Here is a 14,732-nt window from a genome sequence, read left to right as displayed (position 1 = left end):
CCTCCAATGGCGAATGGCTTTATTCGCATTGGAGGCCCCTATATCTGTATCATACGGCGGACTTTCTTCGAACGGGCCGCTTAGACCGGCATATCCGTTCAGGCGTCCCGCCCGCGCCAGCTATCATTTACTCGCTGTCTGCTTCAGGTCCTTTGGGCAGGCTGCTCGCAGACAGCTTCGCCGCACGTTCCCTCCGCCCCTCGCCGTTATCCGTAATTAAAGGCTGCGAGCTGCGCTGAGTGAACCCTTTAATTAATTGCTCTACATCGATTCCCGATACGCTCTTCAGCATTTCAGGCGCTGTAGCCATGAGCGAGGTGACATAGTTGCTGACCCGGGCAGCTCCTTCGCCGTTCCCGGTATCAACGACCGTGAGCTTGTCGATTCCTTTCAGCGGCTCAGCGATTTTGCCGGCCAGCTCAGGCAGCATCTTCACAATAATATCGAGAACAGCGGCCTCGCCAAACCGTTCGAAGGCTTCCGCCAGCTTCTGCTTCGCTTCCGCTTCGGCCAAACCGCGCAGCCGGATAACCTCCGCCTCCGCTGTCCCTTTGGCACGCTCCGCATCAGCCTCCGCCAGACCCGCCAGCCGCTGCTGCTCGGCATTCGCTCTGGCTTCCGCTTCAATCCGGTACTGCGTCGCATCCGCTTCCTTCATTTTGCGCGCTTTTTCCGCCTCTGCCGCCTGTTCCACCGCATAGCGGTCCGCTTCCGCTTTTTTCTTAATCTCCGCGTCATACTGGCGTTCACGCTTCTGGATTTCCTTCGTTTCCAGGTCAATCTCCCGCTCCTTGCGGACGAGCTCGACCTTCATCTGCTCTTCAACTACGCTTTGCTTGGAGCGCGCTTCCTGAATCGCGTAGGACTGATCGGCTTCCGCGCGGGCAAGATCCTGCTCTTTTTTAAAGGAGGACACCTTCAGCTCCTTCTCCTTGGTCGCTTCGGCAATGTTCGTATCCCGCAGCAGCTCAGCCTTCTGCGCCTCCTGGTCCGCCTTGGCCTTCTGTACACGCGCATCCCGTACGGCTTCGGCCTGTGCAATCTCCGCATCCCGCTTCACCGCAGCGATGCGCGGGCGGCCCAGCGCTTCCAAATACCCGTTCTTATCCCGCAAATCCTTGATGGTGAACGAGACGATTTGAAGTCCCATTTTTTTCAAGTCTCTGGTTGCGACGTTTTGTACTTCCTGGGCGAATTTGTCCCGGTTTTTGTAGATTTCCTCCACGGTCATCGTTCCGAGAATCGCCCGCAGATGACCCTCCAGAACTTCCTGGGCCTCCATCTTCAGCCCTTCGGTCGGCTTGCCCATGAACTGCTCGGCGGCAGTGGCTACATCCTCGACGGAACCGCCGATTTTGATAATAGCAACTCCGTCCGCCATGACCGGAACTCCCTGCTCCGAGTATACCTCCGGCGTGGAGACATCCAGCTTATGCGAGAGAAGAGACAGGAATTCTGCTTTTTGGAAAATCGGAAGAATGAAGGCCCCGCCGCCGCGTACGATTTTGACGCTGCGTCCGGTCTCATCGGACAATACGTTTCTGCTGCCGAGAAATGAACCGGTCACAATCATAGCTTCATCCGGACTGACGGTTTTGTATCTCGCCCAGAAGGCAAGCCCCAGAATAACGATAACTCCAATGACGATAACAGGAACAAGCATAGCGTCCGAAAAATTCATGAAATTCTCCTCTCAATCTTTCATTTTTACATGGGTTACTTACAATGGTTGCGATTACACCGTTTCAAGCGGCGATACGAATAAGGTTCCGTCTCGTATCTCTACCACAACGACCCGCTGCCCGGCTTCAATCAGGCTGCCGTCGAAGCTGGCTGCAAGCTGCCCGGTCACTCCGGCCCCGCCAACCCGAACAAGCACTTCCCCATAGCCTCGCGGCGGAATCGGAATGGACACCTCGCCGATTTTGCCTGCAAGCTCGCCGATGGAATAGCCCGTTGAATTCTCACTTCGTTCCATCGGCTTCACATAAAGAAAATACACACCGATGGACAGCAGGAAAGCAAATCCTAAAGAAAAGAGAGCTGTGGCCGCTCCGCCCAGACTGGTATACTTGCCGAGCAGCACCCCGGCCCCGCCAAATGCTGTAATCCCGCCGATGATTACAATCGGCTGCAGCGCACCATGCCCTTCCAGGGACATGAAGTCAAACCATCCGTCCAACCAATTACCGATCAGGTCTCCAAAAAGCACAGTAACGAGCGTAAACAGCAAACCGCCAAGAAGACATCCCCAGTACAGTTCAGCCATGGCATCCGCCCTTCCTTGTTTTGGATTTCATCCATTATTTTCTTTTCGTTCTTTAATACGACAAAAACGGCCCAAGGTTTCACTTCGGCCGTTGTATATAGTACAGAAACACATGCTGGAGTATCACCTTGCCTACGGCAAAAAACGGAACAGCGAGAATTAGCCCCGTAACCCCCGCCACTTCGCCGCCGACAAGCAAAGCAAAAATAATGAAAAGCGGGTGCATATGAAGCGTACGCCCGACGATTTGGGGAGAGATGACATTGCCCTCAAGAATTTGGCAGACGACGTTGACTACCGCGACGAGCAGCATCATTTTCAACGATACGGTGGATGCCATAACCAGGGCTGGCGCAGCGCCGAAAAAAGGTCCCAAATACGGGATAATGTTGAATACCGCTACAATACTGGCCAACAGCAGCGCGTACGGCATACCGATCATCCAGTATCCGATATAAGCCAAGACGCCGATGACCAGACAAACGAGGAACTGGCCGCGAACATAATTGCCGAGCGCCGTGTCAATATCCAGAAACAGCTTCACGGCCGTCTGCCGGTGAGCTTTGGGAATGACGGCCAGCAGCCCCTTTTGAATACCGTCTACATCCTTCAAAATGTAAAACGCCAGGAACGGCACGATAAAGGCGACCATCACGTAGTTGATCGTTACCCCGATATTGTCGACAAATCCGGATACCGCCGATGCGATGCCGTTTTCCAGCTCCGTAATAGCCTGATTGACGCCGCTGCGCACGCCGTCAGGCATAAGCCGATTGCCGTGAAGTCCGTCATACAGGCTCTGGGCCCGCATCGTCAGCTGCGGCATATGCTCGTTGATTTCCTGCATCTGGCGCATCATCATCGGAATGATATTCATCAGGAACACAATCACGCATGTAATAAAAACGGTGTAAATGAGCAGAACCGCCATCGTCCGGGGCACCTTGCGCTTGTTGAGCGAGGCGACAATCGGATTGAGCACATAGGAGATGGCTATGGCGATGAGGAATGGAGCCAACACCGCCTTGAGAAAAGCAAAAACGCCCAGCAGGATCGGCTTAATCAACAGGAGCAAATATAACACAACCAGCACAAGCAGTGCCGCCAGCCCGGTTGTTGTCCATCGGTTTGACCAGAACCGGTTCACAGGTCCACCTCCGGTGACGGTATTTTGATGAGCTTAGTATGTGTACTCCCTCTTCCCATTAATCGCCATAACACAAAAACATCCGCTCTGCCGCCGGGGAATCCGGCAAGCAAAGCGGATGCGATGTACAAGCTGCAATTCGGTGCAAGGGTTCGTATCTGTTCGATACATTCATCCCTCGTCCCCGTTAGTTGGCGTGTACTTGAGGCACTTCCTCTTCAAAGAACAAATCATCGAGTGAGCTCAGTGTACCGTCTTCTTCCACCTGATACACCGACATCTTGTCGCCATTCACAGCGAGCTCGATGAAGCAGCTCCAGCAATAGTACTGATGCGAGCCGATTTTACCAATATCCTTGGAGCCGCAATTCGGACATTTTAACATGATTTCACCCTATTTCCGATTTATATTGGTTTTATACTCATATCGATTTCCTTCAGATGCTGCTCGCTATGTAAAGGCACTATAATGGCGTCGGTTCCGACCGTAATCTGCCCAGGCGCCGGCAGCCATTTCCGCCCTTCCGTTAAGTCTGAAATGAAACCATCCGATAGTTCATAACCTGTTATTGGTTTACCCATTATTTCCTCAAAATAAACATCCTGCAAAAATCCAAGCCGTTGTCCGTTGACCGTCATCACGGGAAGCCCCTTCAGCTTCGAGCCTCCGTCCAGCAGCATACTGCTTCCTGCCGGAAGCTCCAATGCCATGATGGCTTCTTCATCCTGCACAGTTACCGCGTGCGGCCCGACTGACAATAAATGCGGCTCGGGAATGCCCTTGGGTGAGGAAAACCACTGCTTCGTCTCTACGACGATATGCGTCAGCGCCAGCCGTTCGCCAATGACGAGGTCCTTGACAATACCAAGCTGTGTTCCGCCGCTAATTTCAATAATAGGTAAACCAATGATGTCATGCGCTTTCCGCAAAGCCGACAGCCCCCTACCAAAGCTTGGTCTATAATGGGCTTATCGTACCCCGAAGCGGATTACCTTTATGCACTTCCGAAATCGGATTCGCCTCCAAATAATATCAACAGGCGATCCTTATTGATTATCCATCCGGCCAAACAAAAACGGATAATCGCTCTCGTTACGATCACCACCCTGAAAACGGTTCAATCCTGAACCTTACTTACAACCTACTACGTAATCTTTCAAGAATGGTTGCAGTTGTGTGTGCAGTTGTCACAATTTCTTCACGAGTGGTGTCGAAGCCGAAGCTGAATCGAATCGCAGAGCCGGCAATCTCCTCCGAAAGACCCATGCTTCTTAGAACATGAGAGGTCTCCAGAGAGCCCGAGGAGCAGGCGGAGCCGCTTGCGGCACAAACGCCCGCCAGGTCCAGATTCATGAGCATGGTCTCGGTCGAGACGCCGGGGAAGCTTATGTTCAAAATATGCGGTATTCGCATGACAGGATGTCCGTTAACAATAAAAGCCGAGGACGGAAGCTTGTCTTCAAGTAGAGAAAGCATCGTATGCCGAAGCTCTTCCAGGTGGGCGCGGTGCCCCTTCTGCTGCTGCTTCGCCATGGTCAGAGCCTGCGCAAAGCCGACGATAGCCGGAATATTTTCCGTTCCGGCGCGTCTTCCGCGCTCCTGAGAGCCGCCAAACAGCTGGGAGGCGATACGCTGCTTGCCGGAAGCATAGAGCAGACCGATCCCCTTCGGACCGCCGATCTTGTGCGCAGAGAAGCTCATCAGGTCAACGGGCAGAATCGACAAATCCAGCTGCTCCGTGGCCAGCGCCTGAACCGCGTCAACATGAAATGTGATCCCGCGCTTCCGGGCCAGCTCCCCGATTTCCTGTACAGGCTGAATTGTGCCTACTTCATTATTCGCAAGCATGACGCTAATTAAGACCGTATGCGGCTGCAAAGCGGCTTCAATACGCGTCACATCGACATAGCCCTGCTTGTCCGGAGCTACATACGTAACCTCCACGCCCCGCTGCTCCAGTTGGCCGCAGGCATGCAGAACCGCGTGGTGCTCGATTTGGGTCGTGACGATATGCTTTTTGCCCGGGCCTGCAGAAGAACCGGCAATGGCGCCGAATAAGGCGAGATTGTCGCTTTCGGTTCCGCCGCTTGTAAATACCAGCTCCGAGGGCTTACAACCCAGAGCGGCGGCCATGGCGTCGCGCGATGCGCTCAAGGCGAGCTTCGCTTCCCTGCCATAAGCATGCAGACTGCTGGCATTGCCGAATCCAGTCGTGAAATAAGGAAGCATTGCTTCCAAAACCTCAGGCCGCACCGGTGTGCTGGCTGCGTAATCCAGATAAATACTCATGGCTTCCCCGTTCTTTAACTGTACCGGGCCGAATGGCCCGGGTTAAATATAAAACATATAGTTGTCGTTCACGCCTTCGTCCTTGAAAGCAATCAAATCTGCAAGGTTGGTGGAATCAAGAACCTCGGCGATGCTGTTCTTAATACGAATCCAGAGATCTCTTTTGGCCGGATCGTCTTCTTCTGTGAAATCTACCGGACTGATTGGGCCTTCCAGAACACGAATGACATCGCCGGAAGTAATTTCCTCCGGATTGCGGGACAAAATATAACCGCCGTACGCCCCGCGGATGCTCTTGACAAGCCCGGCGTTGCGCAGCGGGGCAACCAGCTGCTCCAAATAATGCTCCGAAAGCTGATGCTTCTCGGCAATGCTTTTGAGTGAAGTCGGCCCTTCTCCGAACCGTACTGCAAGTTCCATCATGATTGTAAGCCCGTAACGGCCTTTAGTTGATATTTTCAAAGGTACACCTCATTTAAGCTGCGAATAAGTTTCATTTAGTAAAGCAGCCGCGCTTTGAACCTGCTTTCCGCACAAAATTAGCATTCCCGAAAGGCGGAATATCAAGACATGACGCAGAGCTTTACCGTTTATGTTATCATAATCCCTAGCAGAGTGGTATAAAAACATTGACATCTCTATGAAAATATTTTTGTAAACCGCCATATATATGATACAATCGGGGGATGACAAAAGCTTGCAAGAAAGGTGGCGATCCGCATGAACCGTTCTGTTCGTGTGGTGGTAGGTATGTCGGGGGGCGTCGATTCGTCCGTCACCGCGTACCTGCTCAAGCAGCAGGGATATGATGTAATCGGCATTTTTATGAAAAACTGGGATGACACCGACGAATTCGGGCATTGCACGGCGGAGGAAGACGCCGAAGATGTCCGGCGCGTCTGCGGGCAAATCGGCATTCCTTTTTATACAGTAAACTTCGAAAAGCAATATTACGACAAAGTGTTCTCGTACTTTCTCGACGAATACCGCAAAGGACGCACGCCAAATCCCGACGTGATGTGCAATCGCGAAATCAAATTCGGGGAATTTCTGCAAAAAGCGCTGGACCTTGGGGCGGACTACTTGGCCACCGGCCATTATGCCCGGGTGAAGGAGCAGGACGGCCGATTCGAGCTGCTGCGCGGGGTGGATTCGGGCAAGGATCAGACGTACTTCCTGCATGCCCTGAACCAGAAGCAGCTGGCTAAGGCGATGTTCCCGATTGGACACCTGCCGAAGCCGGAGGTTCGCCGCATTGCCGAAGAAGCCGGACTGGCTACGGCGAAGAAAAAGGACAGCACGGGCATCTGTTTCATCGGAGAACGCGACTTCAAGCAGTTCCTGCAAAACTATTTGCCGGCCCAAAGCGGCCAAATCCGCACCCTGAACGGGGAAGTCAAGGGCAAGCATGACGGCCTGATGTACTATACGCTCGGCCAGCGTCAAGGACTGGGTATCGGCGGGTCCGGCACAGGGGAGCCGTGGTTTGTGGTGGACAAGGATTTGGAGGCTAACATTTTGTATGTGGCCCAAGGGGACAAGCACCCGGCCCTATACTCCACCGCGTTGGCCGCTTCCGGCATCAACTGGATTCATCCTGTACGACCGGAGGCCGGGACGCCCGTACGCTGTACGGCTAAATTCCGTTACCGCCAGCCGGATCAAGGGGTCACCCTCACCTTCCGCGCGGACGGTACGGCGGACGTGCTGTTCGATCAGCAGCAAAAAGCTGTTACGCCGGGGCAGGCTGTCGTATTTTATGACGGGGATGTTTGTTTGGGCGGTGGAACAATCGATGCCGTCAGCAAAGTGCTTCCTTCTCCTTACGAGACGGCTAAATCCTAGGCGTTCCCTGATCTATATGATTCAAAAAGAAAGCGGGCCCGTCAGCAGAGAACTGACAGGTTCGCTTTCTTTTTTGCAAGTACCTTGTTATTCGTTATTGCGCTATCTTCACAAACGGTTCGGGATGGCTGCGGATATAATCGTCCATCCGCACCGGATTTGCTGCAAAACGGGCCCAATACACGCCCAGCCTAACGCCCCGTCCTTTAAAGTCTCCAAATCATCCCGATCGATTGTAACCTGCAGTTCTACCACTCCTTTTCAGGAGCGTACCCTTTCTTCGGCTATTGTCCGGCCTATTGTCGATAGGACAACAACAAGCCCGGGACTCGGGATTTACGGGATGCTACCGTTTCCGGCGACGCTGCTGATTTTGGCGGATTTTGTCCTCCATCCCCTGCTCGGTCGCTTCATAAATGACGGTATGCTTGATTGCATCCGGGAAATATTGCTGGTCCACATAATGGCCGGGATAATTATGCGGGTACTGATAACCTACATGACCGAGCTGCTTCGCGCCGCTGTAATGGGCATCACGCAGATGCAGGGGCACCGCACCTGCGCCGGGCTCATCCATCAGGCGCATGGCCTTGTCAATTGCCATGGCCATCGCATTGGATTTGGGGCTTTCGACCGCAAACAAAATTGCTTGGGCAATCACATATTTGGATTCCGGCCAGCCGATTTTGTGATAAGCATCCATCGCCGTCACCGCCTGAACCATCGCCTGCGGATTTGCCAGGCCAATATCCTCGCTGCAGGCTACGATTAAACGGCGCAGGAAGGTCATCGGGTCCATGCCCAGCTTCTCCACCGCATACAGAAACCAGTACAGCGCCGCATCGCTGGAACCGCGCACGCTTTTGTGGAAGGCGGACAGCACATCATACTGGGCTGACGGATCGGCCTGTACACTCGGCCGGCGAATCGATTCTTCCGCCGCCTCCAGCGTCAAATGAATGACACCGTCCGAGGAGGGCGCGGTCGTAAGCACCGCAAGCTCCAGCGCATTCAACGCCCGGCGTATGTCCCCGCCGGCCATCCGGGATATATGCTGCAGCGCTTCTTCATCGGCCTGAATATCCAGAAAGCCGAGTCCGCGTTCCCGGTCCTTCAGCGCCCGCCGCATCGCATCCAGCGCATGTGCCGGAGTCAAGGGCTGCAGCTGGAAAAGCGTAGATCGCGACAAGAGCGCTCCGTTCACATGATGAAACGGGTTCTCTGTCGTGGCCCCGATAAAAATGAGAATCCCCTGCTCAATGGCAGGCAGCAGCGCGTCCTGACGGGCTGTGTTGAAGCGGTGAACCTCGTCCAGAAACAAAATGGTTTTTTTTCCGTACAGCGCCTTCGTATTTTCCGCCTGCTCGATAACGTCCCGAACGTCCTTGACGGAAGCGTCAACGGCGTTCAGCTTCACAAATTCCCCGGCTGTATGGCGGGAAATGATATGCGCCAGTGTTGTTTTGCCGCAGCCTGGAGGACCGTACAGTACAATGGAAGAAACCCGGTCCGCCTCAATAGCCCGACGAAGCAGCTTCCCCGGTCCCAGAATATGCTCTTGTCCGATATATTCATCCAGCGCCGCCGGACGAATACGATCGGCAAGCAGCTTGTTCTCCGGCTGCTGATCGGCCTGAAAGGTGAATAAATCCATGTCGCTCTCCTCTTTGTCAACAATTTGCTTCAATACCGGCTTTGTTCAACTAAGCAGCTGTTATTCCCATTCTTCCATTGTACTTCATTGCGGCGCATGCTGACCACTCAGGCCACCCGCGATGCTCAAACGCCTGACCGCATACAGGCTACCTGGTAAACACCGAATAACCTGATCATACGAAAAAGCCCCCTGTCCGGGAACTGCGGCGTATGTACCACGCCAAATTCCCGGAGCAAAGAGCTTGTTCTGATGCAGCGGACTTCTTTACCTGCGACGCTACGGCGCCGTGCGCAATGCCCATCCTCCGGAACCGTCTAGCTGCCGCGCTGCTTGTCTGCTTTTTTCAGTAGTTCCCTCACCGCTACGCTCACCATGATGAGGCCGGCCACCGGAGGCACAAACGCGTTGCTTGCCGGAGGCTGCTGGGCTTTGCGAATCTCAGGAGCGTTCTCGGGAACGATACGCTGAGTCACGTCCACCCGCGGCTTTAACGGCTCCTCCGTGGAGAAGACGACCTTAACCCCTTTTTTAATCCCTTCCTTACGCAGCTTCAGCCGGATGACACGGGCCATCGGATCGACGGACGTTTTGGAAATGTCCGCAACCTGGAACCGGGTCGGATCCATTTTATTCGCGGCGCCCATGGACGAAATGATCGGGATTTTACGGCGCAAGCACTGCTTGATGAGATGAATTTTGTACGAGATGGTATCGGACGCATCCAGCACATAATCAATCGGATATTCAAAGAGCTTGCCATAGGTCTCTTCCGTGTAAAACATTTTGAGCGCAATGGCATCGCACTCGGGATTAATCTGTAAAATGCGGTCCCGCATCAGCTCCGCCTTCGGTTGTCCGACCGTCGTCACCAGTGCGTGCACCTGCCGGTTGACATTAGTAATGTCAACAACATCCTTGTCGATCAGGATAATCCGGCCTACCCCCGTACGGGCAAGCGCTTCAGCCGCAATCGAACCGACCCCGCCAATACCGAGCACAGCTACTGTGCTGCCGCGCATAACATCAAGCCCTTCCGGGCCGATGGCCAGCTCCGTGCGGGAAAATTGGTGCAGCATGTGAGTCACCCTTTCGTTTCGTTTTCCTTCTTGCGGGACAATTACTTCCCGGATGGCTGACGCAGCGCGGTCCGGATAGACAAGTCCTCCAGCTGCTTCGCATCTACCGTGGACGGCGCATCCATCAGCAAATCGGTCGCACTCGCCGTTTTCGGGAAGGCAATCGTCTCGCGCAGGTTGTTTGCGCCGGAAATGAGCATCACCAAGCGGTCAAAGCCAAAGGCGAAGCCGCCGTGCGGAGGCGTCCCGTATTCAAAGGCCTCCAGCAGGAAGCCGAATTTATCGGCAGCTTCCTCTTTGGAGAAGCCGAGCGCCGCGAACATTTTTTCCTGTACATCCCGTTTGAATATCCGCAGCGACCCGCCGCCGACCTCGTAGCCGTTCAGCACCAAATCGTACGCTTGCGCACGGATTTTTACCGGCTCGGTGTCGAAGTAATGCAGGTCCTCATCCTTCGGACGGGTGAACGGATGGTGAAGCGCGACATGGCGTTTTGCTTCTTCATCATACTCCAGGAGCGGGAAGTCCACGACCCAAGCAAACTTGTACTCTTGCTCGTTAATCAGTCCGAGGTCACGGCCGATTTTGAGGCGAAGGTTGCCCAGTACGTCCGCTACAACCTTGGCGCTGTCGGCGGAGAACAGCAGCAGGTCGCCTTCTTCGGCGTTCATGCGCTCTTTCAGGGCAGCCAGCTCTTCCTCGCTGAAGAACTTCACGATCGGCCCTTTCATTTCGCCGTCCTTCACTTGAATCCATGCCAGACCTTTCGCTCCGTAACGCTGTGCGAACGGCAGCAGGTCATCGATTTCTTTCCGGCTCCAGCCGCCGCAGCCTTTGGCGTTAATCGCTTTAATTTGTCCGCCTTTTTTGGCGACGGTTGCGAATACCTGCACACCGCTGTTTGCGACAAGGTCGGTCAAATCCACAAGCTGCAGCCCGAAGCGGAGGTCCGGCTTATCGGAGCCGTACAAATTCATCGCATCGGCATACGTAATGCGCTGGAACGGCGCTGCAATATCGAGGCCTCGGGTTTCACGCATCAGGCGTATAACCAGGCGCTCCAGCATTTCCAGCAGCTGCTCCTGCGAGAGGAACGAGGTCTCGATGTCCACCTGGGTAAACTCCGGCTGACGGTCTGCCCGAAGGTCCTCATCCCGGAAGCAGCGCGCGATTTGATAATAGCGCTCCAGGCCGCTGACCATCAACAGCTGCTTGTAAATTTGCGGCGATTGCGGCAGGGCAAAAAATTCGCCCGGGTGCACACGGCTTGGCACCAGATAGTCGCGTGCGCCTTCTGGCGAGCTTTTGGTCAAAATCGGGGTTTCCACATCGATGAAGCCTTCCCCGTCCAGGAAATCACGGAATACTTTGGCTGCTTTGGAACGCAGCATCAACGTACGCTGCATTTCCGGACGGCGCAGATCCAGATAACGGTATTTCAGGCGCAGCGATTCATCGATTTCAATGCCGTCCTCAATGAAGAACGGCGGGTTTTTGGCTGCGTTCAGTACTTCAATTTCCGTTACGCGCACTTCAATTTCGCCGGTAGCCAAATTGGCGTTCTTCGTTTCGTCGTCCCGTTCAACAACGGTTCCCTTAACAGAGAGCACATACTCATTACGGGCACGATCCGCGATTGCCAGTGCCTCTCCGCTGAAATCCGGGTTGAATACGATCTGGATAAGACCGCTGCGGTCGCGAAGATCGATAAACAGCAATCCGCCAAAATCGCGGCGGCGCTGAACCCAGCCGTTCAAAATAACGGTTTCTCCGACATTCGATAAACCGAGTGCCCCGCAATGATGTGTTTTCAATAACATGGTAAATTTCCCCCTAGTTGGCTTGGTTTAGTTTAGTTTGTCCTTCAGTATGGCTGTTACATCGGCAAGCGGTATGTTCGTTTGCTCTCGCCCCGCCATATCCTTCAGCTGAATCTCGCCGCGGGCCAGCTCATCGTCGCCGAGAATGGCTACGTAACGGGCCTGCAGGCGATCCGCGGCCTTCATCTGGCCTTTGATTTTGCGCCCTTGATAATCCTTCTCCGCCAGCAGCCCTTCTGAACGGAGCTCAAACAGCAGACGCGTCAGCTCATCATCAGCCTGCTCCCCGAGCGAAACCAGAAATACATCAAGCGGCTTCGCAGCCGGAAGCTCCACCTGCTGCGTATCCAGAATGAGCAGCACGCGCTCCAGTCCGATGCCGAACCCGACACCGGGCTTGTCCTCGCCGCCGATTTGGGAAACGAGGCCGTTGTAGCGTCCGCCTCCGCTAATCGTATCAATGCTGCCGATCCCTTCCGCCTTGTACTCGAATGCGGTGTGGGTATAGTAATCCAGACCGCGCACCATCCGCGGATTGACCACAAACTCGATGCCCATGGCAGTCAGATGCTGCTGCACCTTGGCAAAGTGCGTCCGGCACTCCTCATCCAGAAAATCCAGAATTGATGGAGCTCCCTCACAGTACGCTTGGTCCTGCTTGCTGTCCAGTATCCGCATCGGGTTACGGTCAAAGCGGGACTGGCTTTCTTTACTTAATTTGTCCTTGACCGGAGCAAAAAACGCCTGCAGCGCCTCGCGGTATGCTTGACGGCATGCCGGAGTGCCGACCGAGTTAATCTCGACGCGCACGTTTTTCAAGCCAAGCTCCTTGTAGAACAAGTAGCCCATGGCAATGACTTCCGCATCAATTCCCGGGTCCTCGGAGCCGATAGCTTCGATCCCGAACTGGTGAAACTGGCGGTAGCGTCCCGCCTGGGGCTGCTCGTAGCGGAACATCGGACCGATATAGAACAGCTTGGCCATATCGGGATCTCCGTACAGCTTATTCTCCACATACGCACGCACAGCGCCCGCTGTACCCTCGGGCCTCAGGCTGATGCTGCGGTTGCCTTTGTCCGTAAAGGTGTACATCTCCTTCTCGACGATGTCCGTCGTATCGCCGACACCGCGCTGAAACAGCTCGGTATGCTCAAAAATCGGAGTGCGGATTTCTTTATAGTTAAACCGCCGGCATATGTCACGCGCCTTGTCTTCCAGCGCCTGCCACTTCTCCACTGTGCCCGGGAGCAGGTCCTGCGTACCCTTTGGCTTTTGAAAGCTCATCGAATGTCCTCCTGACTATTAGCGGATGTTGAGGATATAGCAAAAAATCCCCCGCCCCTGACGTATTGCTGCCAGGGACGAGGGATTGAGTTCAACTGAATCACCCGTGGTACCACCCACATTCGAACCGCTGTACGTATTCCTTCCATGACGCCTAGGCCAGCATCACCATCTTCGGCAAGCTGCCGGAGGATCGGAATAACACGATTCGCACTCTACGGTTAACGCCCGTCTACGCAAGAAAGCTAGTTTGCGCCGCGTCGTATTCAGGCCGTTGGATAAGCCTGCTTCCGCACCGCATTTCACCTTTTGTTCTCCGGGAAGTCTTTCCTTCATTCTTCGCAAAGCGGCTTGCAGCCATAGACCGCTCTCTCTGGGTACGGGGGGATGAAGTACTTGGTCCCATCATAAAATCCATATATCCTGTCGCATTAAATACGATTTTATAAGTTTTTCCCTTGTTTTGTCAAGCTCGAGTTCAGCCGGCTATAGGCAGCGGCGCGCCACCCGGACAAATCACCCCTGCAGACGGGCCAGCAGCGCCCATTTGCGCTCGTGACGGCGCTTGTACTTCGGCAGTCCCCGGTACAGCTGGATAGCCTCGCGAAACGCGCCGGACGCCTCCTGATTGCGGCCCAGCTTCTTGTACAGCCTGCCCAGCTTGTAATAAGCCTCGCAGGAGGACGAATTCACCTGGCCAAACATTTGCAAATAGCGAATCGCTTTTTCTGGCTGGACACCCCCAAGCGCTTCACCCAGCTCCAAATAGGGTTCCCCGTATTTCACCCGCGGGTTCAGCTCCAGGGCCTCCGCAATAAGAGCCTCTCCTTGCTCCAAACGCCCTTTTCGAAGCTCGCATATGCCCAGCTCGCTGCGCACATCGGCCGAGTCCTCCATCACCTGCAGCACCTGCTCCAGCAGCCCGGCGGCTTCGTCAAACCGTTTCTTCTCCATCAGCAGTCTGGCCAGCTCCAGCTTGTTGGACGTATGATGCGGACTGAGAGCAAGCTCCTCCCGCAGCTGTCTGATTTTGCGTGCCCGCCGCAGCGGCTTGACGATACTAGGGGTCAGCCCGACAAAGCGCCGATCCAGCACATATATAATAACCAGCAAGACGACAATTGCAATAAACGGATTCCCCGTCAGCCACCATAACAGTGAAAACAGAATAAATTTACTCATAATTCCCCCTCAAATTTCCAATGTTTTCATTATGTATATCATACCTGTTCATAGCAGGAATTGCCATGAGCCCGGGTTATATAATATCTCATAGGTCAAAAAGAAAGACTGGCAAGAAAGGCTTCCTTTCCGTCTTTTGACGTTCAGGTTCAACGCATAACT

12 protein-coding genes and 1 pseudogene are annotated in these 14,732 nt (G+C 54.2%); 1 reads left to right on the top strand and 12 read right to left on the bottom strand.

Annotated elements, in window-relative coordinates:
- Positions 1 to 127: 127 nt before the first annotated feature.
- The 7 genes from WBG83_RS06315 to cymR all read right to left on the bottom strand — a co-directional run bounded on the left by WBG83_RS06315 (position 128) and on the right by cymR (position 6,168).
- Complete coding sequence (locus tag WBG83_RS06315) at positions 128 to 1,681, bottom strand: flotillin family protein (protein WP_336743661.1); 1,554 nt, start codon at positions 1,679 to 1,681, stop codon at positions 128 to 130.
- A gap of 54 nt (positions 1,682 to 1,735) precedes the next feature.
- Positions 1,736 to 2,269: an NfeD family protein gene (locus WBG83_RS06310; protein WP_336743659.1), complete on the bottom strand. Its 534-nt coding sequence runs from the start codon at positions 2,267 to 2,269 to the stop codon at positions 1,736 to 1,738.
- A gap of 79 nt (positions 2,270 to 2,348) precedes the next feature.
- Positions 2,349 to 3,416 (bottom strand): AI-2E family transporter, encoded by a 1,068-nt coding sequence (locus tag WBG83_RS06305; RefSeq protein WP_336743657.1) that lies wholly within the window; start codon positions 3,414 to 3,416, stop codon positions 2,349 to 2,351.
- Between the two features lie 187 nt (positions 3,417 to 3,603).
- Complete coding sequence (locus tag WBG83_RS06300) at positions 3,604 to 3,801, bottom strand: hypothetical protein (RefSeq protein WP_336743656.1); 198 nt, start codon at positions 3,799 to 3,801, stop codon at positions 3,604 to 3,606.
- 20 nt (positions 3,802 to 3,821) lie between these two features.
- Positions 3,822 to 4,346 carry a PRC-barrel domain-containing protein gene (locus WBG83_RS06295; protein ID WP_336743655.1) on the bottom strand — a complete coding sequence of 175 codons (525 nt, stop codon included), beginning with the start codon at positions 4,344 to 4,346 and terminating at the stop codon, positions 3,822 to 3,824.
- Positions 4,347 to 4,551: 205 nt separating this feature from the next.
- Complete coding sequence (locus WBG83_RS06290; RefSeq protein WP_336743654.1) at positions 4,552 to 5,706, bottom strand: cysteine desulfurase family protein; 1,155 nt, start codon at positions 5,704 to 5,706, stop codon at positions 4,552 to 4,554.
- A 42-nt stretch (positions 5,707 to 5,748) separates the two neighbouring features.
- Entirely contained in the window at positions 5,749 to 6,168 is a 420-nt protein-coding gene (gene cymR / locus WBG83_RS06285; protein ID WP_336743652.1) for a cysteine metabolism transcriptional regulator CymR, read from the bottom strand.
- Positions 6,169 to 6,411: 243 nt separating this feature from the next.
- Here cymR and mnmA point away from each other — a divergent pair.
- A pseudogene (mnmA, locus tag WBG83_RS06280) lies at positions 6,412 to 7,551 on the top strand (tRNA 2-thiouridine(34) synthase MnmA); the annotation flags it as partial.
- Positions 7,552 to 7,897: 346 nt separating this feature from the next.
- Here mnmA and WBG83_RS06275 read toward each other — a convergent pair.
- The 5 genes from WBG83_RS06275 to WBG83_RS06255 form a co-directional block, all read right to left on the bottom strand.
- Positions 7,898 to 9,205: a replication-associated recombination protein A gene (locus WBG83_RS06275; protein ID WP_336743651.1), complete on the bottom strand. Its 1,308-nt coding sequence runs from the start codon at positions 9,203 to 9,205 to the stop codon at positions 7,898 to 7,900.
- Between the two features lie 317 nt (positions 9,206 to 9,522).
- The gene (locus tag WBG83_RS06270) at positions 9,523 to 10,284 is read right to left on the bottom strand and encodes a tRNA threonylcarbamoyladenosine dehydratase (protein WP_336743650.1); all 762 of its coding nucleotides are present in this window, start codon (positions 10,282 to 10,284) and stop codon (positions 9,523 to 9,525) included.
- Between the two features lie 41 nt (positions 10,285 to 10,325).
- Positions 10,326 to 12,104 (bottom strand): aspartate--tRNA ligase, encoded by a 1,779-nt coding sequence (gene aspS, locus WBG83_RS06265; protein WP_336743648.1) that lies wholly within the window; start codon positions 12,102 to 12,104, stop codon positions 10,326 to 10,328.
- 27 nt (positions 12,105 to 12,131) lie between these two features.
- Positions 12,132 to 13,388 carry a histidine--tRNA ligase gene (gene hisS / locus WBG83_RS06260; protein WP_336743647.1) on the bottom strand — a complete coding sequence of 419 codons (1,257 nt, stop codon included), beginning with the start codon at positions 13,386 to 13,388 and terminating at the stop codon, positions 12,132 to 12,134.
- Positions 13,389 to 13,904: 516 nt separating this feature from the next.
- Complete coding sequence (locus WBG83_RS06255; RefSeq protein WP_336743645.1) at positions 13,905 to 14,570, bottom strand: tetratricopeptide repeat protein; 666 nt, start codon at positions 14,568 to 14,570, stop codon at positions 13,905 to 13,907.
- Positions 14,571 to 14,732 lie beyond the last annotated feature (162 nt).

It is taken from the genome of Paenibacillus sp. y28, assembly GCF_037137075.1.
Classification (GTDB): Bacteria; Bacillota; Bacilli; order Paenibacillales; family NBRC-103111; genus JBBBNV01.
Note: the sequence above shows the minus strand (reverse complement) of the source record. Positions and strands in the feature narration are given on the sequence as shown.

Bases quoted from the DNA above. Each gene is read 5' to 3' on its own strand.
- WBG83_RS06315 (WP_336743661.1), bottom strand. From the start codon at position 1,681: ATGAATTTTTCGGACGCTATGCTTGTTCCTGTTATCGTCATTGGAGTT.
- WBG83_RS06310 (WP_336743659.1), bottom strand. From the start codon at position 2,269: ATGGCTGAACTGTACTGGGGATGTCTTCTTGGCGGTTTGCTGTTTACG.
- WBG83_RS06300 (WP_336743656.1), bottom strand. From the start codon at position 3,801: ATGTTAAAATGTCCGAATTGCGGCTCCAAGGATATTGGTAAAATCGGC.
- WBG83_RS06290 (WP_336743654.1), bottom strand. From the start codon at position 5,706: ATGAGTATTTATCTGGATTACGCAGCCAGCACACCGGTGCGGCCTGAG.
- WBG83_RS06275 (WP_336743651.1), bottom strand. From the start codon at position 9,205: ATGGATTTATTCACCTTTCAGGCCGATCAGCAGCCGGAGAACAAGCTG.
- WBG83_RS06270 (WP_336743650.1), bottom strand. From the start codon at position 10,284: ATGCTGCACCAATTTTCCCGCACGGAGCTGGCCATCGGCCCGGAAGGG.
- aspS (WP_336743648.1), bottom strand. From the start codon at position 12,104: ATGTTATTGAAAACACATCATTGCGGGGCACTCGGTTTATCGAATGTC.
- hisS (WP_336743647.1), bottom strand. From the start codon at position 13,388: ATGAGCTTTCAAAAGCCAAAGGGTACGCAGGACCTGCTCCCGGGCACA.
- WBG83_RS06255 (WP_336743645.1), bottom strand. From the start codon at position 14,570: ATGAGTAAATTTATTCTGTTTTCACTGTTATGGTGGCTGACGGGGAAT.